Annotated in this window: 19 protein-coding genes and 1 riboswitch; of the genes, 12 read left to right on the forward strand and 7 right to left on the reverse strand. The window is 38.4% G+C overall.

The genetic code is table 11. The features are described 5' to 3' along the window. The first annotated feature begins 75 nt into the window (after positions 1–75). Positions 76–1506: an alanine/glycine:cation symporter family protein gene (locus tag POF52_RS17060; RefSeq protein WP_057241399.1), complete on the forward strand. Its 1431-nt coding sequence runs from the start codon at positions 76–78 to the stop codon at positions 1504–1506. A 29-nt stretch (positions 1507–1535) separates the two neighbouring features. Here the strand turns inward: POF52_RS17060 and POF52_RS17065 are convergent, their stop codons facing one another. The 3 genes from POF52_RS17065 to POF52_RS17075 all read right to left on the reverse strand — a co-directional run bounded on the left by POF52_RS17065 (position 1536) and on the right by POF52_RS17075 (position 4215). Beyond that, positions 1536–3035 (reverse strand): sodium:solute symporter family protein, encoded by a 1500-nt coding sequence (locus tag POF52_RS17065; RefSeq protein ID WP_271993581.1) that lies wholly within the window; start codon positions 3033–3035, stop codon positions 1536–1538. Then, on the reverse strand, positions 3035–3238 hold the full coding sequence (locus POF52_RS17070) for a DUF3311 domain-containing protein (RefSeq protein WP_013055514.1): 204 nt from the start codon (positions 3236–3238) through the stop codon (positions 3035–3037). The genes POF52_RS17065 and POF52_RS17070 overlap by 1 nt, the downstream gene beginning before the upstream one ends. A gap of 377 nt (positions 3239–3615) precedes the next feature. Next, positions 3616–4215: a cupin domain-containing protein gene (locus POF52_RS17075; RefSeq protein WP_080621362.1), complete on the reverse strand. Its 600-nt coding sequence runs from the start codon at positions 4213–4215 to the stop codon at positions 3616–3618. Positions 4216–4599: 384 nt separating this feature from the next. Next, positions 4600–4678, forward strand: a riboswitch (ZMP/ZTP riboswitch). 56 nt (positions 4679–4734) lie between these two features. Between POF52_RS17075 and POF52_RS17080 the strand changes: the two genes are divergently transcribed. The 6 genes from POF52_RS17080 (at position 4735) to POF52_RS17105 (ending at position 13513) form a co-directional block, all read left to right on the forward strand. Then, positions 4735–6330: an APC family permease gene (locus POF52_RS17080; protein ID WP_271993583.1), complete on the forward strand. Its 1596-nt coding sequence runs from the start codon at positions 4735–4737 to the stop codon at positions 6328–6330. Positions 6331–6512: 182 nt separating this feature from the next. Beyond that, positions 6513–7559 (forward strand): DUF5105 domain-containing protein, encoded by a 1047-nt coding sequence (locus tag POF52_RS17085; RefSeq protein WP_271993892.1) that lies wholly within the window; start codon positions 6513–6515, stop codon positions 7557–7559. A gap of 151 nt (positions 7560–7710) precedes the next feature. Further along, on the forward strand, positions 7711–8220 hold the full coding sequence (locus POF52_RS17090; RefSeq protein WP_013055518.1) for an acyl-CoA thioesterase: 510 nt from the start codon (positions 7711–7713) through the stop codon (positions 8218–8220). A 463-nt stretch (positions 8221–8683) separates the two neighbouring features. Then, positions 8684–11452, forward strand: coding sequence for a phosphoenolpyruvate carboxylase (gene ppc / locus POF52_RS17095; RefSeq protein ID WP_176585060.1), 2769 nt, complete (start codon positions 8684–8686; stop codon positions 11450–11452). 217 nt (positions 11453–11669) lie between these two features. Then, entirely contained in the window at positions 11670–12113 is a 444-nt protein-coding gene (locus POF52_RS17100; RefSeq protein WP_176585059.1) for a hypothetical protein, read from the forward strand. 392 nt (positions 12114–12505) lie between these two features. Next, complete coding sequence (locus POF52_RS17105) at positions 12506–13513, forward strand: aromatic ring-hydroxylating dioxygenase subunit alpha (RefSeq protein WP_034654223.1); 1008 nt, start codon at positions 12506–12508, stop codon at positions 13511–13513. A 30-nt stretch (positions 13514–13543) separates the two neighbouring features. Here the strand turns inward: POF52_RS17105 and POF52_RS17110 are convergent, their stop codons facing one another. From POF52_RS17110 to POF52_RS17120, 3 genes are all read right to left on the reverse strand, one after another. Next, positions 13544–14299, reverse strand: coding sequence for an ABC transporter permease (locus POF52_RS17110; protein WP_013081845.1), 756 nt, complete (start codon positions 14297–14299; stop codon positions 13544–13546). Beyond that, positions 14296–15033: an ABC transporter ATP-binding protein gene (locus POF52_RS17115; RefSeq protein WP_271993590.1), complete on the reverse strand. Its 738-nt coding sequence runs from the start codon at positions 15031–15033 to the stop codon at positions 14296–14298. The genes POF52_RS17110 and POF52_RS17115 overlap by 4 nt, the downstream gene beginning before the upstream one ends. A 97-nt stretch (positions 15034–15130) precedes the next feature. Beyond that, entirely contained in the window at positions 15131–16438 is a 1308-nt protein-coding gene (locus tag POF52_RS17120) for a homocysteine synthase (RefSeq protein ID WP_271993592.1), read from the reverse strand. A 344-nt stretch (positions 16439–16782) separates the two neighbouring features. On the opposite strand from POF52_RS17120, the gene POF52_RS17125 reads away from it, so the two are divergent. From POF52_RS17125 to POF52_RS17140, 4 genes are read left to right on the forward strand one after another with little or no spacing between them, the layout of a single operon-like run. Further along, positions 16783–17469: a Yip1 family protein gene (locus tag POF52_RS17125; RefSeq protein WP_074893936.1), complete on the forward strand. Its 687-nt coding sequence runs from the start codon at positions 16783–16785 to the stop codon at positions 17467–17469. Further along, positions 17470–18600, forward strand: coding sequence for an efflux RND transporter periplasmic adaptor subunit (locus tag POF52_RS17130; RefSeq protein WP_271993594.1), 1131 nt, complete (start codon positions 17470–17472; stop codon positions 18598–18600). It begins immediately after the preceding gene. Beyond that, the gene (locus POF52_RS17135) at positions 18597–19286 is read left to right on the forward strand and encodes an ABC transporter ATP-binding protein (RefSeq protein WP_013081850.1); all 690 of its coding nucleotides are present in this window, start codon (positions 18597–18599) and stop codon (positions 19284–19286) included. Before POF52_RS17130 ends, POF52_RS17135 begins: the two co-directional genes overlap by 4 nt. Continuing rightward, on the forward strand, positions 19283–20479 hold the full coding sequence (locus tag POF52_RS17140) for an ABC transporter permease (RefSeq protein WP_016763129.1): 1197 nt from the start codon (positions 19283–19285) through the stop codon (positions 20477–20479). Before POF52_RS17135 ends, POF52_RS17140 begins: the two co-directional genes overlap by 4 nt. Before the next feature lie 69 nt (positions 20480–20548). Here POF52_RS17140 and POF52_RS17145 read toward each other — a convergent pair whose 3' ends face one another. After that, positions 20549–21535, reverse strand: coding sequence for a S8 family peptidase (locus POF52_RS17145; protein WP_442956646.1), 987 nt, complete (start codon positions 21533–21535; stop codon positions 20549–20551). Between the two features lie 353 nt (positions 21536–21888). Here POF52_RS17145 and folP point away from each other — a divergent pair, with 353 nt between their 5' ends. Next, entirely contained in the window at positions 21889–22737 is an 849-nt protein-coding gene (gene folP / locus POF52_RS17150) for a dihydropteroate synthase (protein ID WP_176585050.1), read from the forward strand. The last annotated feature ends 36 nt before the right edge of the window (positions 22738–22773 follow it).

A 22773-nucleotide genomic window follows, 5' to 3' on the forward strand; every position in this document is an offset into this window, starting at 1 on the left:
ATAATATAAACACCAAGAGAAAAAACTTTCATGTTGTGCATTTGTTCTACCAAATTTTTTAATGAGGTGATAGGCATGCAACAAGCAGTCGAAAGTGTGATTAGCGTCATCAATGATTTTTTTTGGTCGAATTTATTAATTATTTTACTTGTATCAATTGGTATTTATTTTACGATTCGCTCTCGTTTTTTGCAGTTTCGCATGTTGAAAGAAATGGTACTTGTTTTGAAAGAAGGACGAGCGGCTAAAGGTGGAGGAGTCTCTCCGTTTCAAGCTTTTTGCATAAGCATGGCAGCTCGAGTAGGAACGGGCAATATTACAGGGATAGCGATTGCTATTGCACTTGGTGGCCCGGGTGCTGTATTTTGGATGTGGATTATTGCCATTATCGGTTCAGTATCAAGTTTTGTAGAAAGTACACTCGCTCAAATTTATAAAGTAAAAGGATCAAACGGGTTTCGAGGAGGACCCGCTTATTATATGGAAAAAGGGTTAAATAAAAGGTGGATGGGCGGGCTATTTGCTGTACTCATTACACTATCATTTGGCCTGGTGTTTAACGCTGTGCAGTCTAATACGATTACGCTAGCATTTGAGAACTCTTTTGGAACGAGCCGCTTGTTGGTTGGGATTATTATGACAGTTATATTTGCGGTAATTATTTTTGGCGGAATCAAACGCATCGCCAAGATATCGGAATACATCGTGGTCGTATTAGCCGTTTTATACATTGGAATGGCTCTGTTTATTATCTTTAAAAATATTGATCAAATGCCTGCGGTTCTATCTCTAATTGTGAAAAATGCATTTGGATTTGAACAGGCGCTTGGGGGGTCAATTGGTGCAACGTTAATCAACGGAGTAAAGCGCGGACTGTTTTCCAATGAAGCAGGAATGGGAAGCGCTCCCAACGCCGCGGCAACTGCAGTGACGAGTCATCCAGTTAAACAAGGTCTTATCCAAGCATTTGGTGTCTTGACGGATACACTCGTGATTTGTACAAGCACAGCATTTATCGTTCTCTTATCCCCCGCCTATAAGCAGGGACTAAGCGGCATTGAACTAACGCAGGCTTCTCTTAGTACCCATATCGGCTCTTGGGCATCAGGGTTTTTAGCTATCATGGTATTTCTATTTGCTTTTAGTACGTTAATTGGCAATTATTATTATGGAGAAACGAATATTGAGTTTTTAAATTCAAATAAGTTGTGGCTTTGGTCTTATCGTGTAGGTGTTTTAGCGATGGTTATTTTTGGATCGATCGCTCAGCTTCAGCTTGTATGGAATTTGGCAGACTTATTTATGGGGATGATGGTAGTCGTGAACTTGATTGCTATTTTTCTATTATCGAAAGTGGCATTTTCCGCCTTGCATGACTATACTCAGCAAAAAAAGGAAGGAAAAAATCCAGTCTTTTATAGAGATGCGTTAGAAAACAATCAAAATATCGAATGTTGGGAAAGAGAATCTACTCCACCCCCTTCTGAAAAAGAGAATATTATCTAAAAAAAGTTCAGCCAATTGGCTGAACTTTTTTATGCGTTTTTCTTTAATTCAGTTTGCGGAGTGCTTTTAGAAAACAATGTTTCTTTCACGCCGTTATTTGCTGCTTTTGTTTTGGCCGAAAAGATTGGATTTAAAATAACAACTACGAGTAAGTTAGATAATAATCCCCAGAACCCTTCATAAAGACCAAATGAATTTCCTGTGGCATGTACGGTAAACGTTACAACCAGCCCTACTACTAATCCAGCAATCGTACTTTCTTTCGATTGATTTTTCCAGAACAGGCTGATAACGATAGCCGGGAAGATTTGTACCATACCGGATACCCCTAGTAACTGTAGGGAAACAAGTGCTTGAGGGAATAATAAACCGAATAAAAGTGCCAGTCCAATAACAACGAAAACCATAGAACGAGTAACCATTGTTAATGTTTTACCCTGTACATTTGGATTAATTAAATCTCTGAATATATTATTTGCAAATAAGTTAGACGCTCCGATAGCCATGATAGAACATGGAATTAATGAAGCAAGAGCAATCGTTGCATAAGCTAACCCTTGACCAATGCCGCCATATGAATATTGAATTAAGGTTAATAATGCTAATCTAGGATCCGTCGTATCTTGAGGTAATACTTGATAAGCAATAAATCCTAAGAAGATGACTAGAATTAAAACAATATTGTAAAGCGGTAAGAAAATAGCATTTTTACGAAGCGAATCTGCACTTTTAGCAGTGAAAACACCTGTAGCAGCGTGGGCCCACATGAATAAAGCTAAAGCAGATACGAGTGATGCTGTAATAAACCATGGAATGCCTTTAGGTCCTTGTGTTGGGATCGTTAATAGCTGAGGTGCATCCTTTGCAACATTGTCGATCATGTTGCCCCAGCTTCCAAAATGCATAATTGGCAGAGAAACAACCATAAATAACATAATCGCCCATACTAAAATATCTTTAATAATTGCCGTATATGTGGGACCTTTAATTCCGCTGAAAAAGGTATAAAGAGCCACAAGAAAGAATGAAAGAATAACGACTGCTTTTACGTTAATGTAGCCAGTTCCTGCAACGCGAAGAGTATCTTGAATACCGCTAAGCTGAAGATCAATATATGGAATGAGCATCAATACACCTACTATGGCAATTAAAGAGGAGAGAAATTTACTGCTAAAACGTTCTCTGGCATAATCAGCAAGCGTAGTAAGTTTGTGCTTTTTAGCAACAGTCCAAAGCTTTGGAAGAAAAAAGTATGAAATTAAAAAGGCTAAAACAGAGTAAGGAATGGCAAAAAATGCGATGCTTCCTCCCTGATAAGCTGTACTTGTAAGACCTAGGAATGTATAAGCAGTATATAAATCTGCTCCTACTAAAAGCCAGACGAGCAGGCTTCCAAAACGTCTTCCACCTACAGCCCACTCTTCAACTGAGCTTCTAGATGATTTGTCACGTCCCGCTATAAAGCCAATTGCGATAACAACAAGAACAATTGCTGATGTGATTAAAAGTGCGGTTAAATTTCCTTGCATTATTCAATGTCCCCCCAAGATTTTTGTAAACGATAAATGATAAATGTACACACAGGCGTTAAGAAGACCCATAAAAATAACCATAAATGCAAAAGAGGTAATCCAAAAATAATTGGATGAATGTTATTTACAAAAGGTAAAAAAGCGAATTGAGCAATAAATGGAATGATGAATAAAATAAAAATTATGAATTTTCTGTTCAATTTTACTCCTCCTACTAAAAATTTATCTAACAATGTTCACTATGATAGCAAGTCTGACATGGTAAAGCAATGAGTTTTTTGAAAATTTCGTTATAATCTATGAAAATTTTTTTAGAAAAACAAAAAAGAGCTTGTGATGAGAGTATATTTGAAATAATTATGAAAGAAAAAAAGGGGAATAATCTAAGCGAAGTTGCTCTTGAAGTAAAAAGAGAACGGAAAAGAAGAAATTTAGTTTTGACCGGGAAGTTTTTGTTATTTCGCTGAGATAAAGTATATTGCTATTGCATCATAAGAAAAGAATTTGTATGTTCAAATAGAGATTCATGGAAAGAATAAAACAGAGCAAATAAAAAAACTAGACAATAAGTGCTTGTCTAGTTCCACCACTCTGTCAATGGTCCTTTGTCGCCATAAACAGGATCTGTTGTAGGAATAGGTACTTGTGCAATTTCATCAAATACGTGAGGGCGATCAGTTTGTTTTCCTGTTCGTAAATTGTAATCCATGCCCTCTGGATAAGCTCCAACCACTTTAAAATCAGCAGTTGACTGCAGACGCATATGCCCTGTTCCTGCAGGAAGTACGAGCACATCACCAGCATGCACCACGATATTTTCCCCCATATGTCCACCTAGTTTTAAACGTGCAGATCCGCTAATTACACCTAGTGCTTCATGGGAATTGCTGTGGTAATGGTGAAAATCATGTATACCGCCTACCCAGCTGTTTTTCCAGTTGTGAGAATTGAAAATGCTCTCCACTTTCTCTTTCTTACTAATAAATACGTGTTCATACAACAAAACTGGAAGACGAGGGTGATTTGGAATGGTTCCGTCGTCATCAAAATAAAGAACTTTTACATTTGCATAATTCATAAGCATCCCTCTAACAATCTTTTTTCGTAATTTTCCCTGTTTTGTGCTTGCGTAAACAGAGAAGTTTGCTCGAAGTACTTCATTTGTTGCGAAGTGCATGATATGTAGGTTTTAACGTTTTCCTAAAAGGAGTCTCCCACTTCAAGCGTAGCTAAGTGGTGGGCAGTTCACTTTAGTATCTTTTCTTCATATTGTATATAAGTAAAGGGTCTAGTGCAAGAATTCTATGGATATATAGCTGTTAATTCTTATTATGTAAATGAATATTATATATTAGTATAATTTTCAGAAGATAATCTGCTCGTGGAGTAAAAGAATCAAACAACAAGAAAAGTTAGGATTTTAGTTCTTTTTATAATTAAAAAGAGATTTTTAGAAGGTTAATTCGGAATTTTACAAATAATTTATTATTTTTAGAAAAGTAATGTAAACATTTTGTATATTGAGTAATAGTAATGAATGTTATATACTGATAAAAAATATATTCCTATATGTGACTGGCGCAACATGGATGACCATGGGGGAGCATATAGCGTATAAGCCGCGCGCCTGGGCAAACACTTGAGAAAATTCGGCAAGTGTTTTTTTTATTTTCCTAGGGAAGAGGAGTAGATTTGGATGAGCAATATGCAAAGGAAGATGGGAACATTTGCTTTAACCATGACAGGCATAGGTTCGATTATCGGTTCAGGGTGGCTGTTTGGAGCATGGAAAGCAGCTCAAATTGCGGGACCCGCGGCTATTTTTTCATGGGTTATTGGAATGGTGGTTATTTTGACCATTGCCCTATCATATGCTGAACTGGGCGCGATGTTTCCACAAGCAGGGGGGATGGTTAAATATCCTCAGTATTCACACGGATCATTTATTGGTTTTTTGGCTGCTTGGGCTAACTGGATTTCAATCGCTTCAACGATAACAGTGGAGGCTATTGCATCTGTGCAATATATGAGTACTTGGCCGTGGAAGTGGGCTCGCTGGACTCATGAATTGGTAGACAATGGAATTTTAACGTCCAAGGGGTTGGCAGTTGCGTCTTTGTTATTATTCGTTTACTTTTTTGTGAACTATTGGACGGTAAATCTCTTTGCTAAAGCAAACTCATTTATTACGATTGTTAAATTAATTATTCCTGGTTTAACGGCAGGGGCTTTATTTTTTGCTGGTTTTCATAGTGGAAACTTTTCAAGTGAGCATGGGGTTGCCCCTTATGGATGGGCCAGTGTTTTAACGGCAGTGGCAACATCAGGTATTGTGTTTGCATTTAATGGGTTTCAAAGTCCTGTAAATATGGCAGGAGAAGCAAAATCACCTAATAAATCGATTCCGATAGCTGTAATTGGTTCAATTTTTATTGCAGGAATTGTATACATTATATTGCAAATTGTCTTTATCGGAGCAGTAAGTCCGTCATCAATTGCTGATGGATGGAATCATTTGAATTTTAATTCTCCTTTTGCTGATTTAGCGATTGCGCTTGGAATTAACTGGCTAACAATTGTGTTATACGCAGACGCATTTGTTTCTCCTTCCGGCACAGGTGCTACATATACGGCAACTACTTCTAGAATGTTATACGGGATGCAGCGAAATGGATACTTGCCAAAGATATTTGGTACTCTTCATCCACTTTACAATGTCCCGCGCCCAGCTATGTGGCTAAATTTAGCAGCTTGCTTCTTGTTTCTCTTTTTATTTAGAGGATGGGGTGTCTTAGCAGAAGTGATCTCAGTAGCGACGCTTATCTCTTATATTATGGGTCCTGTAGCGCTTATAACATTAAGAAAAACGGCTTCACACTTTTACCGTCCATTTTATTTAAAAGGGGCATCAGTTATTGCGCCATGCGGCTTCGTTTTTGCTTCCTTGACTCTTTACTGGGCAAGGTGGCCACTTACAGGTGAAGTGATCTTTATTATGGCAATTGGCCTGCCTGTTTATTTTTATTACCAAGCGAAAAATAAATGGGTGGGCTTTAAAAAAGAATTTTTAACCGGGGCTTGGATGCTTATCTATTTAGCGTGCATGATTTTTATTTCCTACATAGGAAGCGAAAAATTCGGAGGCAAAAATATTTTGCCTTTCGGATGGGATATGCTAGTGATTACTTGCGTATCATTAGCTTTTTATTACTGGGGAATTAAAAGTGGAAAATCTAACCGATATATGAAAGAAGCTGAACAAATCAATCAAGAAAATTTTAAATCTAAATAAAAAAACACGAGCCCGTGCTCGTGTTTTTTTATTTAGATGAGTGGAGAATTTAGACTTAGTTTTTATCAAAATATTGTAAAAAATATAGATTTTAAGGTTTAAGTATTTATACAGAGGGAACCTTTATTTGGGATAAAGTTCCAAAAAAACAAAATAAAGGGGATTAGGCAGCTGTGAAAAAAATGAATGTTTTGGCTTTAGCTTTTGTACTTATGCTAGTATTAGCGGCTTGCAACAATTCTAAGGAAACGGGAGGATCCACGTCGGCTAAAAATAAGGCGATTGAAGCATCCATTGACAGCGCTTCTTACATTTTAGTAGATAGTGATGAAGGAGCTACAAGTGAAGAAAAAGGGCTGTTGAAAGTTGATTTAAAAGTGAAAAATGTCTCCAAAAACAGTATATCTTTATCGGATTACGACGGTGTGTATTTATACGAAGGAGATGAACAGCTGTCTCCAAAAACGGGAGTGAACAGTCGTGAGCTTGGACTAGAAAGCAGTGCATCTGACAAGATTGGCGCTGGAAAACAAAAAAAATTAACGTTTGTCTTTGAAGTCAAAAAAGATAAAAAGTACAAAATTGGGCTTCAGCCAAAATCATCTGATTATGATGAAGAAATTGACGAAGTGACATTAACACTCGATACGAAAAAATACGCGAAAAGCTATAATAAACTGCAAGATCCAGAAAAAGCTCTGCAAGCTTATACAGAAGTCCTTTACTTAAACAAAGAAAACGTAGACTATGATAAATATGTAACAGCAGACAAAACAGCTGTCATAGAAGAACAGAAAAAAGCGTTTAATGAGGAATTAAAAGGTGCGTTTTCTAACAGTTTAACCGACAAAGCAAAAAAAGATTTTTTTAACATGTATAAAGATGTTTTAAAAGAAAAAGCAAGCGTGAAAACAAATGTGATTGCGAATGCAAATAATAAAGCCGTACTAGAAGTGGAGTACACTACTCTTAATTTATCAGACTTATATTCATACGTATCGCAGCTTAAGCGAGCATATACAGATGAAACGAAAGATTACGATACAGAACACTCTGAAGAGTTTGCGGCTTCTAAATTCAAAGATATTGTAAATGAATTAGAAACGAAAGAAGGAAGTCGTCCCCTACGAATTTTTATGGTGAAAGAAGATGGGAAATGGACTGTAAAGTCAAGTGACCTATACAGTGATTCGTTAGGTAAAACGTTTGGATTAAGCTATATTCGGTAGACAAAAAAGAGAAGAATTTTTCTTCTCTTTTTTGTTTTCTGTAAATAAATCAACGAGTTTTTTGTAAAGCTAAATTTATCAAAATATGCTAGTATAGGTTCATTCATTCTTTTATTCTTATTATGATAGGCATCAATGGAGGTTCTTACTAATGAAAGCAAATTATTGTAAAGATACAAAGGCCGTTCGAACGAGCCGCATTTTTCCTAATGATATTAATAATCACAATACGTTATTTGGCGGAAAGTTAATGAGTGATATTGATATGATTGCGTCCATTTCAGCTTATCGTCACAGTCGTACAGAGTGTGTAACAGCTTCAGCAGACTCTATTCATTTTCTGCACCCTATTACGCCTCAGGATTCTGTATGTTTGGAGTCATACGTATCATGGACAGGTCGCTCATCCATGGAAGTGTTTGTGAAAGTGATTAAAGAAAATTTAAAAACCGGGGAGCGTCAAATTGCAGCCACATCATTTTTAACTTTTGTTGCAATGGATGATGATGGAAAGCCCCGTGCAGTACCGGAGCTCATTCCAGAAACAGAAGAAGAAAAATACCTGTTTCAAACGGGGGCAGATCGCGCTGCCACGCGTAAACAAGTGCGTAAAAAAAGCAATGAACTAGCCTCGGTATTGGATTTAGGACAACCTTGGTAGCATAAAAGAGAGGCCGAGACAAAAGTATTTTAGCTCAAATGAAAAACGAACCAGTGATCAACATGTTTGATTAGTGGTTCGTTTTTTTTGTTATGGTGAACGTAGGTTTCATCTGTTTCGTTCCTTCTAGCAGTTGATTGGAGGGCAAGAGGAAGACTAAGGGGCGGAAAAGCGAAAGAGACGAGGAGGCTCATCGGCGGCCAGCGGAAAGCAAAGTCTTGCACAGTAATCAACTGCGGTGTCACAAGCGGTTAAGCTTATGTATCCCAATTGTTCGTCTTTAGATTGGATTCATTTAGTTATGTCTTAACCTCTCTTTTATATTTGATGAATCTCCTCTCCTGAACGAGAGGAGGAAATAAAATTATATGAAATTTATTTTCGTTCATGGTAATATGAATTTAATATAATTTTCTAAAAAGTTTAAAAAGTACAATATTTATGAAGAAAGGTGTCGTGTCTAATGGTAACAGTAGAAGCAGCAGAAAGACAAAACAGCAGCACTGCCCTGCGCCGTGATGTTAAGTTTCTCGGTCAATTGTTAGGGAAAGTTCTGGTTCACCAAGGTGGAGAAGAACTGCTCAGCAAAGTAGAAAAAATACGCGAAGTAGCAAAATCACTTAGAGAAAACAAAGATGAAGTTATCTATAAAGAAATAAAAAATGAAATCGTTACTCTTGAACAGCCGATGCGCGAGCAGGTTATTCGGGCGTTTGCAGTTTATTTTCATTTAGTTAATATTGCAGAGCAAAATCATCGAATTCGTCGCAGACGCGAATATCAGCAGCAAGAAGATTCTATTATGCAGCCGGGCTCATTGGAAAGTGCCGTTGTTTCGCTTAAAAATAATGGCGTGGCGCCAGACGTAATTGCTAACTTGCTTCAAACTCTATCTCTAGAGCTCATCATCACTGCTCATCCAACAGAAGCCACTAGACGAAGTGTCCTTGATATTCATAAACGAATGGCTGAGCTTCTAAAAAACTTGGATAATCCAATGTTAACAAAACGTGAACGTACGGAAATTGAAGAAAGACTGTTTAGCGAAGTATTAATTTTATGGCAAACAAATGAACTGCGAGATCGCAAGCCGACGGTAATGGATGAAGTATCCAATGGATTATATTATTTTGATGAAACGTTATTTGAAGTGCTTCCTCAACTTCATCAGGAGTTGGAAAATTCATTGCAGGAGAATTACCCCGAAGAAAATTGGAAGGTGCCTAATATTCTTCGATTTGGTTCATGGATTGGCGGAGACCGAGATGGAAATCCAAACGTAACTCCTAAAGTAACCTGGCAAACGCTTGTCAAACAAAGGAAGTTAGCTATTCGTAAATATAAAGAGTCGCTTACTCAATTGAGACAAAGGTTAAGTCAGTCTACAAAAAGAGTCGCAGTTTCAGATAATCTTCTTGATTCTATTAATCAAGAAATATCGCTGCTGCCTGAGAAAAAGCGATGGAGAATCAAACACGAAGTATATCGCTGCAAGCTTACGATTATGCTTCATAAATTAAATTTAGTTGGAGAATCGGAAGCAGGTTATCAAAGGTCGGAAGAACTTCTACATGATTTATTTCTAATCAAAGATAGCCTGCAAAAGCATCAGCCTCAGGATTATCAGTTAAAAAGCTTATGTAAATTAATTCGCCAAGTTGAGCTGTTTGGTTTTCATTTAGCAACGCTTGATATCCGTAATCACAGCGGGGAACATGAAGCGGCAATCAAAGAAATTTTCCATGCTGTTTCTTTAGCTGAAGATTATTCAGCGTTAACGGAAGAGAAAAAAGTCGAGCTGCTAGGGAAAGTTCTTCAAGACCCAAGACCTGTGATATCGTTTGTAGAGAATTACTCTAAAGAAACGCAGCAAGTAATTGAAGTATTTAACATGATACATCGAGCACATAAAGAATTTGGAGAAAGATCTATTGAAGTCTACTTAATCAGTATGACGCAGTCTGCAAGTGACTTGTTAGAAGTCATGGTACTCGCCAAAGAAGCGGGTATTTACCGCCTCCATGCAGATGGCCGCATTGAAAGTAAGTTAAATATAGCTCCGCTGCTTGAAACGATTGATGATCTCACAGCGGGTCCTAAAATCATGGAACAGCTATTTCGATTAGATTTTTATCGTGAGCACTTAAGGAAACAGCAGGATTTGCAGGAAATTATGCTTGGCTACTCAGATGGAAGCAAAGATGGAGGAACGCTTACTGCTAATTGGAAGCTCTACAAAGCGCAGCAGGAAATTCATGATATGGCGAAGAAGTATCAAGTTCGTCTGAAGTTTTTCCATGGTCGAGGCGGCTCACTAGGCCGAGGCGGTGGGCCGTTAAACCGAAGCATTTTATCTCAGCCTGTTGAGACGCTAGGAGACGGTGTGAAAATTACAGAGCAAGGAGAAGTTCTTTCTTCTAGATACGCTTTATATGACATTGCTTACCGAAGCCTTGAACAAGCGGTCTCAGCTCTTCTTACAGCGGCAGCAAATGTTTCTCAAGAAGCTGAACAATGTGATATTCGTACACATGAATGGGAAGAAACAATGGACGAAATTTCAACTGCTTCTTTACGTAAGTATCAAGAGCTTGTTTTCAAAGATCCAGACTTTTTAACGTATTTTAAACAAGCTACACCTCTTCCTGAGCTGGGGGCTTTAAATATTGGGTCACGTCCAATGAGTCGAAAAGGAAGTGATCGTTTTGAAGACTTGCGAGCGATTCCGTGGGTATTTGCATGGACTCAAAGCAGACAACTGCTTCCAGCCTGGTACGCTGCAGGTACGGGCTTACAGCATTTAGTAGAGAAATCCGGAGATATACAGCTTCTTCAGCAAATGTATAAAGAATGGCCATTTTTCCGCTCCACCGTCGATAATCTGCAAATGGCCTTAACAAAAGCAGATTTAATGGCAGCAAAAGAATACACGGAAATGGTACAAGACCCGGCTATTTCAGAGCGGATTTTTACCGCCATTAAAAAAGAGTATAATCTCACAAAAGAAATGATTCTTCAAATCACAGGTCAAAAAGAATTAATGGATCATCTTCCTACGATTAAAGAATCTATTAAATTACGAAATCCGTATGTGGACCCTCTAACATTCTTACAAGTTAAGGTCATTTCCAAGCTGCGTGAAGATGAGGCTGGAACGTTAAATGAAGAACTTTTAAAAGAAGCGTTATTAACGATTAACGGCATTGCAGCAGGATTGCGTAACACAGGCTGATGATATCAAAAGACACCTCAAGAAAATAAAAGAGGTGTCTTTTGTTTATTCTTCTCACATAAAGAACTGTCTGTCAGTTCCCTCTCTTTTAAAGAGAACTTCCGCCTGCGAAATAGGCATTGAGAAAAATCAATGATAGAATAGAGAAAGGATGGAAATATTCTACAAATGGGTGCGGGTGACGGGATAACTAGATTGAATATGGAGGACGAGGACAATGGTAAAAAATTCGCAAATCTTCATTGAAGCTGACTCCGAGAATTCTATATTTATTGGACTGGAATTTTGTGAGTATACACAAAAAATGAATCCTACTTGTTTGTCCAAACAGCATATAAATGTGTTTATTCATCCAGAAGAACTCACCGTGGAATTTAAGAAAACAAAAAGTGATAGAACTATCGACGATTTTCATCTCATGCATATCGTTCCGGTTCATTGCTTTAATTATTTATTATGTTCGATTTCGCAAGGTATTGTTACAGATGTTCAGCTGAAAGCGGTTGGTCATCAAGGAGAAACGTTGTTTGAAGAAAGTCTTACATTGAAGTTTCATGAAAAAGCGACGGATTATGAAGAAACCCTCTCATTTTTCAAGCATTTAAATCAAGAAATACAAAAGCAGACGAAAAAATATACAGCCAGTTATATGAGCTCATAATAAAGCAAGCTGCGGTTTTTAAAACCGCAGCTTTTATTCGTTTAACCGAAAAAATTATGTTAGAGATGCTTACAAATCAAGAGATTTTTCAGTGGGAAATTGATAAAGTAAAACTAAGAGAAATCAGTGGACAGAAAAGCTTTTAGCGGCTGGCCGCTCTTTATTCAATATATAAGGGTTAGGTTTTAAGGTTAAAAAAATAGCGATGAATACGTATTGTCATTGTAGATGAAGTGCTAAGGTCGCTCTATCTGCAATCATGTAGAATCTTCGCGCGCTTATAGTCTGTTTTACGGAACGAAAAAGCTGCGGAATTAGAAGCACTCCTTCTATTTCTGCGGTTTTTTTTATAAACAAGAAATAAATTTACTTATTGTACGGAGGCGATGCAGATGATTAAAGATTTAGTATTGGCTAAGGAATGGCTGCCTGCAGCTTATTCACATGATTTAACAGATCAGCCCTTGCAAGTAACGATTTTAGAAGAGCGAGTTGTACTTTTTCGCACAACTAATGCTATTAAAGCATTTAAGGATTTGTGCATCCACCGCGGTGCAGCGTTATCTCTTGGAAAAGTGGTAGATGATTGCATTGTATGCCCTTATCACGGATGGAAATACGATGATGCCGGGGCTTGTGTGAAAATTCCTCAACAGCCGCCGGGAAGAGCTATTCCTTCAAAAGCAAAAGCACAGGTGTATGACTGCGTTGAAAAGTACGGGATTATATGGGTGAAGATGAACAGCGAGGCAGGTGATACTCCTCTTCCCCTGTATGATGAACATCTTAACTCCGGATTCAAAACGGTTTGCGCCAGCCCTCATACTCTGCAGGCAGCAGCTCCTCGTGTCGTAGAAAACTTTCTAGATGTAAGCCATTTGGCTTTTGTTCACGAAGGAAGCCTTGGGCACTCTGACTACGCCGAAATTCCTGATTATAAGGTGCATTGGAAAGATAACCGATACGTTTCTGATGAAATCGCTGTGTACGCAGATGCAGATGGCACGGGTAACTTTACGACTATTTATTATACCTTTGAAATTCTTCGTCCTACCGTTGCAAGGTTGAAAAAAGTGAACCACGAAACGGGTGAAATCTTTTCAATGCTGTTTGCGGTTTTACCTGAAGAGGAAAGAAAGTCCACCGTGTTTGCGCTGGTTTCTAGAAACTATTCGTTTGATGCACCTGATCAATATTTCCGCGATTTTCAGCAGCTTATTATTGAACAAGATACCAGTATTGTAGAAAGTCAAAAACCAGAAGAGCTGCCGCTTGACTTACAAGCAGAGCTTCATTTGAATCCGGACCGACTGAGTATTGCGTATAGAAGATGGCTCGGCGATTTAGGAGTAACTTTTGGAAGTGATATAGGATCAAGGTTAAAAAAAGCTGCTCAATAAAAAAAGAAGAAAGGAGTCTCCTTTCTTTTTTTATGCATGCTCACGGATAAGCTGCTGATAGCTATTAAAAAGGGTAGGATATGTTAATTGGCTTAAAATGACGCAGGAAAGCGTAGCAGACGCTAGAATAGTAAAAACGATAAGCAGCTGGAATTTGACAGCTTGTATCGGATCTGCCCCTCCAATAATCTGGCCTGTCATCATACCCGGAAGCTGAACGAGTCCGATTGTTTTTTGACTTTCTACAGTAGGAATCATGCTAGCTTTGATTGCGGCATTTAAAATACTATGAATAGCTTGTTTAGGAGTGCCGCCAAGCGCCAGAATCAATTGAATTTCGTCTCGTCTTCTATTTACTTCAGCATCTAACCGATTTAAAAATAAATTGGCCAAAATCATCGAATTTCCAATAATCATACCGCTGACGGGAATGATATATCGCGGAGTAGCAGGGATAATATGTAGTCCGAGCATAACGCTTTGGGTCAGGATTTCTACAATAAAAAGAGTGACAAATACACGAAAGAAAGCTTTAAATCCCTGCTTTTTTTTCTTTACAACATTTTGGGAAGCGACCGTCAGCATAACGAATAAAATGAGAATAATAAACGCAGGGTGATTCGCGTCAAAAATAAACGATAAAACATATCCGATCACTAACAGCTGAACGGCTGCTCGAATACTGGCAATAATAATATCTTTTTCGAGTCCTATACGAAAAGATTTTGATAAAAAAAGAGCAATAAAAACAAAAACGATTGTAAAAATCAGTGAAAGTGAACTCATAGAAAGGCTCCTTCAATAAATTGTTTTGTTTCAGCTTTTACAGGAGCATGAAAGAAAGTCTCCGTCTTCGCTTTTTCTATAATCACTCCGTTCATTAAAAGCCAGACCTCCTCTCCTAAACGTTTCGCTTGATCTAAGTTATGGGTAACCCAAATAATCGTTTTATTCTGTTCTTTATGTAAATGAGAAATAAGCTGTTCAATTTCATGAGCAGAAGTGGCATCCAAAGCGGAAGTGATTTCGTCTAAAAGTAAAAGGTCAGATCCGTTCGACAGCGTGCGGGCTAATGATAACCTTTGTCTTTGACCACCGGATAAATCTCTTGCATCCTGCTCTAACAAGTCAGGGGAAAGACCGGTTAAGGCACAGAGTTCTTCAGGCATAATACCCTGTTTGCCATGTAGTTTTTGAACAAGCATCATATTATCTCGCACTGTTCCATCAATAACAGGAGCTGATTGAAAAGCGATGCCCACTTTTTTTCGTAAATCAGAAATAGTCCATTTGCTAATGTCTTTTCCATATACTTCAATACTTCCTTCATCAGGTGCAGAAAGTAAATTGCACATGGAAAGAAGGGTGCTTTTTCCGGATCCTGATGGTCCTACCAGCATGACGAGCGAGCCTTGCATCACTGTACCCGATATGCCTTTTAAAACACTATGTTCTTTATCCTTAAATGTTTTATGAACGTCTGTAAATGTAATGGCAGGTATTGAATTGAACGTGTTCATAGTAACTCCTTTTTCATTCGTTTTGTTTATTGTAGCATAAGCGAAAGTATAAAAAGTTATTGAGTGATATAAAAAAAGCTGTGAGAAATCACAGCTTTTAAACAGTTGTATTCACTTTTTGGCTGGCTTTTAAGGCATAATCTAAATCTTCAAGAAGGTCGTCGATTGCTTCTGTTCCAACCGATAGACGAATGAGTTCTGGCGTCACACCCGAAGCTTTTTGTTCGTCTTCAGATAGCTGTTGATGAGTGGTGCTTGCCGGGTGAATAATAAGTGATTTAGAGTCGCCGATATTGGCTAAATGAGAAAATAACTGAACCGAATCAATTAACTTAGCCGCAGCATTTTTCCCTCCCCTTACACCAAAAGTTAAAATGGCTCCTTGTCCTTTAGATAAGTATTTTTGTGCCAAAGAATAGGAAGGGTGGGAAGGAAGCCCCGCATAATTTACCCATTCTACTAATTCATGTTGCTCTAAAAATTTTGCTACCTTTAATGCGTTTTCGCTGTGACGCTCTAATCGCAAATGGAGTGTTTCTACCCCTTGAAGGAGTAAAAAGGAATTAAAAGGTGATAAAGCAGCTCCAATATCTCGTAAAAGCTGAACTCGCGCTTTTGTAATATAAGCAGCTTCACCGGCAGCTTCTGTGTATACGAGGCCATGGTAACTTGGATCTGGAGTTGTTAAGTCTGGAAATTTCCCGCTCGCTTCCCAATCAAAATTTCCACTGTCTACGATAACACCGCCAATTGCTGTTCCATGTCCTCCAAGAAACTTAGTAGCAGAATGAACGACAATATCTGCTCCGAAATCGATGGGGCGAAGAAGGTAAGGGCTTGGAACCGTATTATCAATAATAAGAGGAATTCCATGTTCGTGGGCAATGTCTGCAACTGCCTCGATGTCTAGCACATTTCCCTGCGGATTTCCAACGGATTCAGCATAAATTGCCTTTGTTTTGGAAGTGATTGCATTTCTAAAATTTTCTGGATTATCGGCGTTTACAAATTTGACGGTAATGCCCAGTTTAGGAAGCGTAGACGAAAAGAGGTTATATGTTCCCCCATATAAACTGCTTGCTGATACAATTTCATCTCCTGCGGAAGCGATATTCAAAATGGAAAAGGTAGTAGCTGACTGACCCGAAGCTACTCCTAGAGCACCTACGCCGCCTTCTAACTCAGCAATTCGCTGTTCAAAAACGTCCGTAGTAGGGTTTACAATTCGGGTGTAGATATAGCCTTGTTCACTTAAATTAAATAAAGACGCAGCATGCTCCGTATCTTTAAATCCAAACGAGCTTGTTTGATAAATAGGTACGGCACGCGAAAAAGTAGCTGGGTCAAGCTGTTGGCCAGAATGGATGGCTTGTGTTTCAGGACGAAATGTTTTCTTAATAGACATTGAAACTCCTCCTTAAATATAAAACTCATAAAAAACATAGGAATAATAAACTTTAATCATAATATACGAATTCTATTGAATGATGTCAAATGGTAATTTGAATATTTAGAAAATATAAATAAGATTAATACTGTCATTCAGCATTAAGATATCTCTTTAATTTCTAAAAATACCATAAAAAATATAAAATGTAATAAAAATGTAAATTAATTTGTATAATTATGTTAGAATATTAGGTGTTTGAGAGTTTCTTAGAAAGAGTCGATTTTGCTAGAAAACTTTAAAAAACAGCAAAAGACGGGTCTTAAGAGCTAATAACGAAACAATATAAAAGGAGTTTGATTATGAGCACAGAAGTTAACGTATCTTCGGAAGTCCAAGAGAAAGGAAAGCCCTCTATTTTTGGTTTTATTACGAGTCCAGTTGTACAGTTTGAGAAAATGAAAAGCAGCCCGGTCATTTGGGGACCTCTTTTACTTATCCTCATCTTAACAGCTGCAACAACGATTCTAGCCGTCTATACCCCTCAGGGACAAGAGGCCCTGCAGCAGCAAAAAGAAGCTGGGATTGAAGTGAATTCAACATTTAGTATGATCGGCGGAGCGGTTGGAGGAGTGATTGCAATAGTTGCTACACTGGCATTCACGAGTTTAATTTTGTTTTTAATTGCAAAGTTAGGGACTGGAAAAACAACTTACCGTCAAATGTTTAGCTTAAATTTGTTTGTTACGTTCATCACAGCAATTGGTCAGCTAATTAATACGGGAGTAGCTGCACTAGCACATACTTCAGCTAATGTGACTTCGTTAAATGGAATGGTTGGTGCGAAAGGTGCTATGGGAGGAGTGTTTACTTCCATTGAAATCTTTTCTATCTGGGGACTTATTCTGACAGCAGTAGGACTACAAAAAGTGGCAAATGTATCAAAAGTTGTTTCTATTATTACAGTGATTATTTTATTCATCTTAGGAGCCGCTATTTCAGGAGTTGGAGGAGCTGCTTCAGAAGCGCTTAAAGGAGCAGGGTTGTAAATGAAAAAAGGAATAATTATTACAGCTGTAGCAGTTGTTATTGTTGCGGTTATTGGGATTAACGTATATCGTGCACAAAGTATAAGTGGGAAAGCAGTCAATGTTCACGTAGCAAATATAAAGGAAAAAAAGTTAAGAAATACAGTTATGGTTCCGGGTACGTTAAAGCTTGCTAATGAGCAATATGTCTATTTTGATGCTGAAAAAGGCGAGGTTGAACGATTTCACGTAACAGAAGGCTCTCGTGTCCAGCAGGGAACCTCTCTTGTAACATACGAAAGCGATACGCTTGATTTAGAGCAAGAACAAAACAAGCTAGAAAGAAAATCCAGTCAGCTGCAAATTGACTCAGTAGGTAAACAGCTTTCTAATTTAAATAAAAAACAAAAAGAATTGGAAAAAGAAATGAGTAAGCAAGAAGCGAAAGATCAAATCGATACAGAGCGTACGCAGCTCAATCTCGATTTAGAAACGGCTAAAATTGATTTAGAACGAAACAAACTAGAAGCCAAATCAATTGCTAAAAAAGAACGTAATTTAGATGTAGCGAGTGATATCAATGGGACGGTGCTAGAAGTAGATAAAGAAGCGGTTAATAACACAAGTGACGTTCAAAAACCGCTTATACATATTGGTAATACCGATGAATACTTAGCTACTGGTGTGCTGTCTGAGTACGATGCATTAAAAATTAAAACCGGTCAAGCTGTCAAAATTACATCAGATGTGCTGCCTGATAAAGAATGGGCAGGGAGCGTTAAACAAATTGACTATCTACCTCAGCAGCAGGCATCAGCAGAAGCGGGCAATGATGCGGCTAATCAATATCCAGTTGAAGTAAAAGTAGATGACCAGGATATCACGATGATTAAGCCGGGATTTAAGCTGCTGCTTGAAATTGAAACAAGCAGTAAAAAAGCTTCATCACTGCCGATAAAAGCAGTTGTAAATGAAGACGGAGAAAAATATGTATATGTGGTGAAAGATAAAAAGGCGGTTCGTAAGGAAGTAAAGATTGGAGAAACAACAAATAAATTTATTGAAATCAAAAGCGGCGTATCTTCTAAAGACAAAGTCATTACAAATCCTACAAAGAACTTAACTGACGGTGCGGAAGTGACTGTTCAATGATCGAGCTTGTGAATATTCATAAAAGTTATCATCTTGGCAAAGAGGAAGTGCCAATTTTAAAAGATATTAATTTGAAGATTTATGACGGTGAATTTGTTGCGATTATGGGACCTTCTGGCTCTGGTAAATCAACGCTAATGAACATTATCGGATGTTTAGACCGTTCGTCTTCAGGGTCCTATTTATTAAATGAACAAGAAATCTCCACTTATAGTGATGAGCAGCTTGCAAAAGTAAGAAATATTCATATCGGTTTTGTTTTTCAGCAATTTCAGCTGTTGCCGCGTTTAACAGCGGTAGAAAACGTAGAGCTTCCAATGGTATATGCAGGTGTAACGCGTAAGGAAAGACGAGCCAGAGCAGAAGCTGCGCTTGAAAAAGTAGGGCTGAGTGAGCGGATGAAACATTTACCGAGCGAGCTATCAGGAGGGCAAAAGCAGCGCGTTGCTATTGCTCGTTCTATTGTTAACAATCCGACGCTTATTTTAGCAGATGAACCAACAGGAGCTCTAGATACAAAAACAAGTGCTGATATTATGGAGCAATTTTCTCAGCTTAATGCAGATGGCACAACGGTTGTAGTTATTACCCATGAACCTGAAGTGGCAGAATACACATCGCGTACAGTTATCGTTCGTGACGGTAAAGTGCTAAGTCATAGCGATAAGGAGAACGATAGCTTATGAGTTTGATAGAAAATATTCGCATGGCTCTCTCTTCGGTTCTTGCTCATAAAATGCGCTCTATTTTAACGATGCTTGGTATTATCATTGGCGTAGCGGCTGTTATTATCGTTGTAGCCATTGGTCAGGGTGGAGAACAAATGATTAAGTCGGAAATAACAGGAGCAAGCAATACAGTTGATGTATACTATCAGCCTCCCGAAGACGAGATGCAAGCTGATGACCTTTCAATGACGGGTGAGCCTATCTTTACAGAGGATGATATTAAAGCTCTTTCGACTATTCCCGGAGTGAAGAATGTGGTGGCTTCTAGTTCAATGGGAATGGGGATAAGATATAGAGACAAGGAATCTGATACGACTGTTAATGCTATTAACGAAGGCTATATTGAAGTTAATCAGCTGGAAGTTTCAAAAGGAAGAATGTTAGACAGCTCTGACTTTTTATCAGGTAATCGAGTAGGTGTTATCACAAGCGATATGAAAAAAGAGCTATTTGATAAAAAAGAAGCCCTTGGACAAGTAGTATGGGTGCAAGGCCAGCCTATCAAAATTATTGGTGTCACAAAAAAGGCAACGGGCTTTTTAGCATTTGAAATACCAACCATTTATATTCCGAATAATACGTATAAATCAAGCTTCGGTAAGCTCGATTACACAAACCTTAGTGTTCAAGCAAAAAGCTCTGATCAACTAAAAAAAGTAGGGAATGACGCAACGGATTTGTTAAATAATTTGCATGATGCGGAAGATGCTTACCAAGTGCAGAACTTAGAAGAAATAGCAGATAGCATTGGAAATGTAACGCGGATTATGACAACGATTATTGGATCGATTGCAGGCATTTCCCTGCTTGTTGGCGGGATTGGCGTTATGAACATTATGCTGGTTTCTGTAACGGAACGTACAAGAGAAATTGGTATTCGTAAAGCGTTGGGAGCATCTAAAAGACAAATTCTAACTCAGTTTTTGATTGAATCCATTACCCTCACGTTAATTGGTGGTTTGCTTGGAATTGGCCTCGGCGCGGGCGGGGCAGCTCTTGTTTCATTATTTGCTGGCTGGCCGTCATTAATTTCGTGGCAAGTAGTACTTGGAGGAGTGTTGTTCTCCATGACGATTGGCATTGTATTCGGCATGCTTCCTGCAAACAAAGCGGCGAAGCTAGATCCAATCGAAGCATTAAGATATGAATAAAGACATGCGTTCGCATGTCTTTATTTTAATTTAACGAGAACCAAGAAGATTTCTCGTTTTTCTTATTTATTACTTACTAGGGTTGATACGGGCTACGTTAATAATATCATGTATTTTCTCTACCAAATCGAGCATGAGAAATCCGTTTCCTTCAGAGCTTTTTCGATATCCAAGAGGAAGGGTTCTTCTTACAAGTTGAGCATAGATTTCGGCTTCGATTAAAGAGCGCCCAAATTCCTTCTCACATAAGTTAATTAATAGAGCTAAAGCTCCTGCCACGTGGGGAGTTGCCATTGAAGTTCCTGAAAGAGTCGCGTACTTATTTTCCAAGTAAGTAGAGATAATGTTAACTCCCGGTGCGACTAGGTCCACTTCTTCATTTGCATTAGTAAAAGGGGCAAGATTTAAGCTGCTGTCCACTGCTCCTACTTGAATGACTTCGTTGTAACTTCCTGGATATGAATATTCAAAGGTTTCTTCGCGGTCGTCACCTTCATTCCCAGCCGCAACAACAACAGAAACATCTTTATTCACAGCATTTTGAACAGCTTCGTGCAGTTCTGGAACGTCTTGTGGCCCCCCGAGTGACATGGAAATAACTCGTGCTCGCTCATTGTTAGGACCGCGCCATTCGACGGCGTAGTTAATAGCGTCAATAATCCATTCGTAATTTCCCGATCCTTCACCGGTAAGTACTTTTAAGCTTAGAATTTTTGCTTTGGGTGCCACTCCTACTACCCCTTCATTATTGAGCGCAGCAGCAATGGTACCAGACACGTGAGTGCCGTGCCCATTATTATCTTCAAATACAGAAGAATCCCCGTCATAATCCGAAGTGAAGTTTCTTCCTCCGATAATACAATCTTTTAAGTCAGGATGATTTGTGTCAACACCAGTGTCGATAACTGCAATTACAATGCCTTCTCCTTGATTGCTTTGTTCCCAAATAGCAGGCGCTTGAATTAAGCTTACTCCTTTAGGCGTTTCGTTTGTTGAGTTGATAATCGCCTCAATTGTATAAGGAATTAATTTGACTTGTAACGGTTGTTGAGTCATAGTCATCCTCCTTAAAATGAATTTCATAAAAACGGAAGTTGTTTAATTATAAATTCCCAACTATTGCTATAAATTAAACATTTTTCATGCGAATCCTTTCTTTTTGAATAAAAAGACTCACAAAAGATGTGAGAAGAGGAAAAAAGACCCTGAAGACAAGCCCGATAGAGATTTTTAATGTTATCTGTGTATTCACTTTTAATGTTTATCTCACACTATAGAAGAAAGAAACTCCAAGAAAAATCACATAGGACTGGTAACTTTTGATATAATTACGAACGGTATGACATTCTCAAAATACATGATATTTATAAATATACATCAATTTGCAAATTACGAAGGGGCTGAGGATAGTGTCAACTTTAACGTCTCAATCGGTCATTAAATGCGGAAAGTATGAACTGAATTATGCGGACCGTACGCTTATTATGGGAATTTTAAATGTAAACCCGGATTCATTTTCAGATGGCGGAAAATACTACGATGTAGATAAAGCGGTTGCTCATGCTGAGGAAATGGTGAAGCAAGGAGCAGACATCATTGATATCGGAGGAGAATCAACTCGTCCTGGTTATACAAGAATTAGCGATGAAGAAGAGATTAAACGGATTGTGCCCGTTATTTCTGAAGTGGCTAAGCGCGTAGAGGTGCCGATTTCTGTAGATACATACAAGTCGGAAGTGGCCAAGCATGCGCTAGAAGCAGGAGCACATATTATTAATGATATATGGGGCGCAAAGGCTGATCCCAAAATGGCTCAAGTTGCAGCTGACTATAATGTTCCTATTATTTTAATGCATAATCGCCATGAGCCCAATTATACAAATCTGATTACAGATATGATAAGTGATTTGGAAGAAAGCATATCAATTGCAAAAGCTGCAGGAGTTCGAGATGATCAAATTATTTTAGATCCAGGCGTTGGCTTTGGAAAAACGGCTGCGCATAATGTAGAAGCGATTCAGCATCTAGATCAGCTGACAAAGATGGGCTATCCTGTGCTGCTTGCTACTTCTCGTAAAGGATTTATTGGACAAATAGTCAATGCTCCTCCTACGGAAAGAATGGAAGGAACTGCAGCTACTGTATATGCAGGGATTGCACAAGGCGTTCAAATGGTTCGGGTTCATGACGTATTAGAAATCAAGCGCTTTGTAAAGATGGCAGATGTACTGGTAGGAAAACATACATTTCAGTTTTAATAATCATTAAAATGCCATTTCTATTAGGTGAAGATT

Origin of the sequence: Priestia sp. AB, from assembly GCF_028369225.1 — a bacterium.
Taxonomy (GTDB): Bacteria; Bacillota; Bacilli; order Bacillales; family Bacillaceae_H; genus Priestia; species Priestia megaterium.

Excerpts from the sequence above, each read along its gene's own strand:
- POF52_RS17060 (WP_057241399.1), top strand. The coding sequence starts at position 76 with ATGCAACAAGCAGTCGAAAGTGTGATTAGCGTCATCAATGATTTTTTT.
- POF52_RS17065 (WP_271993581.1), bottom strand. The coding sequence starts at position 3,035 with ATGCAAGGAAATTTAACCGCACTTTTAATCACATCAGCAATTGTTCTT.
- POF52_RS17075 (WP_080621362.1), bottom strand. The coding sequence starts at position 4,215 with ATGCACTTCGCAACAAATGAAGTACTTCGAGCAAACTTCTCTGTTTAC.
- POF52_RS17080 (WP_271993583.1), top strand. The coding sequence starts at position 4,735 with ATGAGCAATATGCAAAGGAAGATGGGAACATTTGCTTTAACCATGACA.
- POF52_RS17085 (WP_271993892.1), top strand. The coding sequence starts at position 6,513 with ATGAATGTTTTGGCTTTAGCTTTTGTACTTATGCTAGTATTAGCGGCT.
- POF52_RS17090 (WP_013055518.1), top strand. The coding sequence starts at position 7,711 with ATGAAAGCAAATTATTGTAAAGATACAAAGGCCGTTCGAACGAGCCGC.
- ppc (WP_176585060.1), top strand. The coding sequence starts at position 8,684 with ATGGTAACAGTAGAAGCAGCAGAAAGACAAAACAGCAGCACTGCCCTG.
- POF52_RS17100 (WP_176585059.1), top strand. The coding sequence starts at position 11,670 with ATGGTAAAAAATTCGCAAATCTTCATTGAAGCTGACTCCGAGAATTCT.
- POF52_RS17105 (WP_034654223.1), top strand. The coding sequence starts at position 12,506 with ATGATTAAAGATTTAGTATTGGCTAAGGAATGGCTGCCTGCAGCTTAT.
- POF52_RS17110 (WP_013081845.1), bottom strand. The coding sequence starts at position 14,299 with ATGAGTTCACTTTCACTGATTTTTACAATCGTTTTTGTTTTTATTGCT.
- POF52_RS17115 (WP_271993590.1), bottom strand. The coding sequence starts at position 15,033 with ATGAACACGTTCAATTCAATACCTGCCATTACATTTACAGACGTTCAT.
- POF52_RS17120 (WP_271993592.1), bottom strand. The coding sequence starts at position 16,438 with ATGTCTATTAAGAAAACATTTCGTCCTGAAACACAAGCCATCCATTCT.
- POF52_RS17125 (WP_074893936.1), top strand. The coding sequence starts at position 16,783 with ATGAGCACAGAAGTTAACGTATCTTCGGAAGTCCAAGAGAAAGGAAAG.
- POF52_RS17130 (WP_271993594.1), top strand. The coding sequence starts at position 17,470 with ATGAAAAAAGGAATAATTATTACAGCTGTAGCAGTTGTTATTGTTGCG.
- POF52_RS17135 (WP_013081850.1), top strand. The coding sequence starts at position 18,597 with ATGATCGAGCTTGTGAATATTCATAAAAGTTATCATCTTGGCAAAGAG.
- POF52_RS17140 (WP_016763129.1), top strand. The coding sequence starts at position 19,283 with ATGAGTTTGATAGAAAATATTCGCATGGCTCTCTCTTCGGTTCTTGCT.
- POF52_RS17145 (WP_442956646.1), bottom strand. The coding sequence starts at position 21,535 with ATGACTCAACAACCGTTACAAGTCAAATTAATTCCTTATACAATTGAG.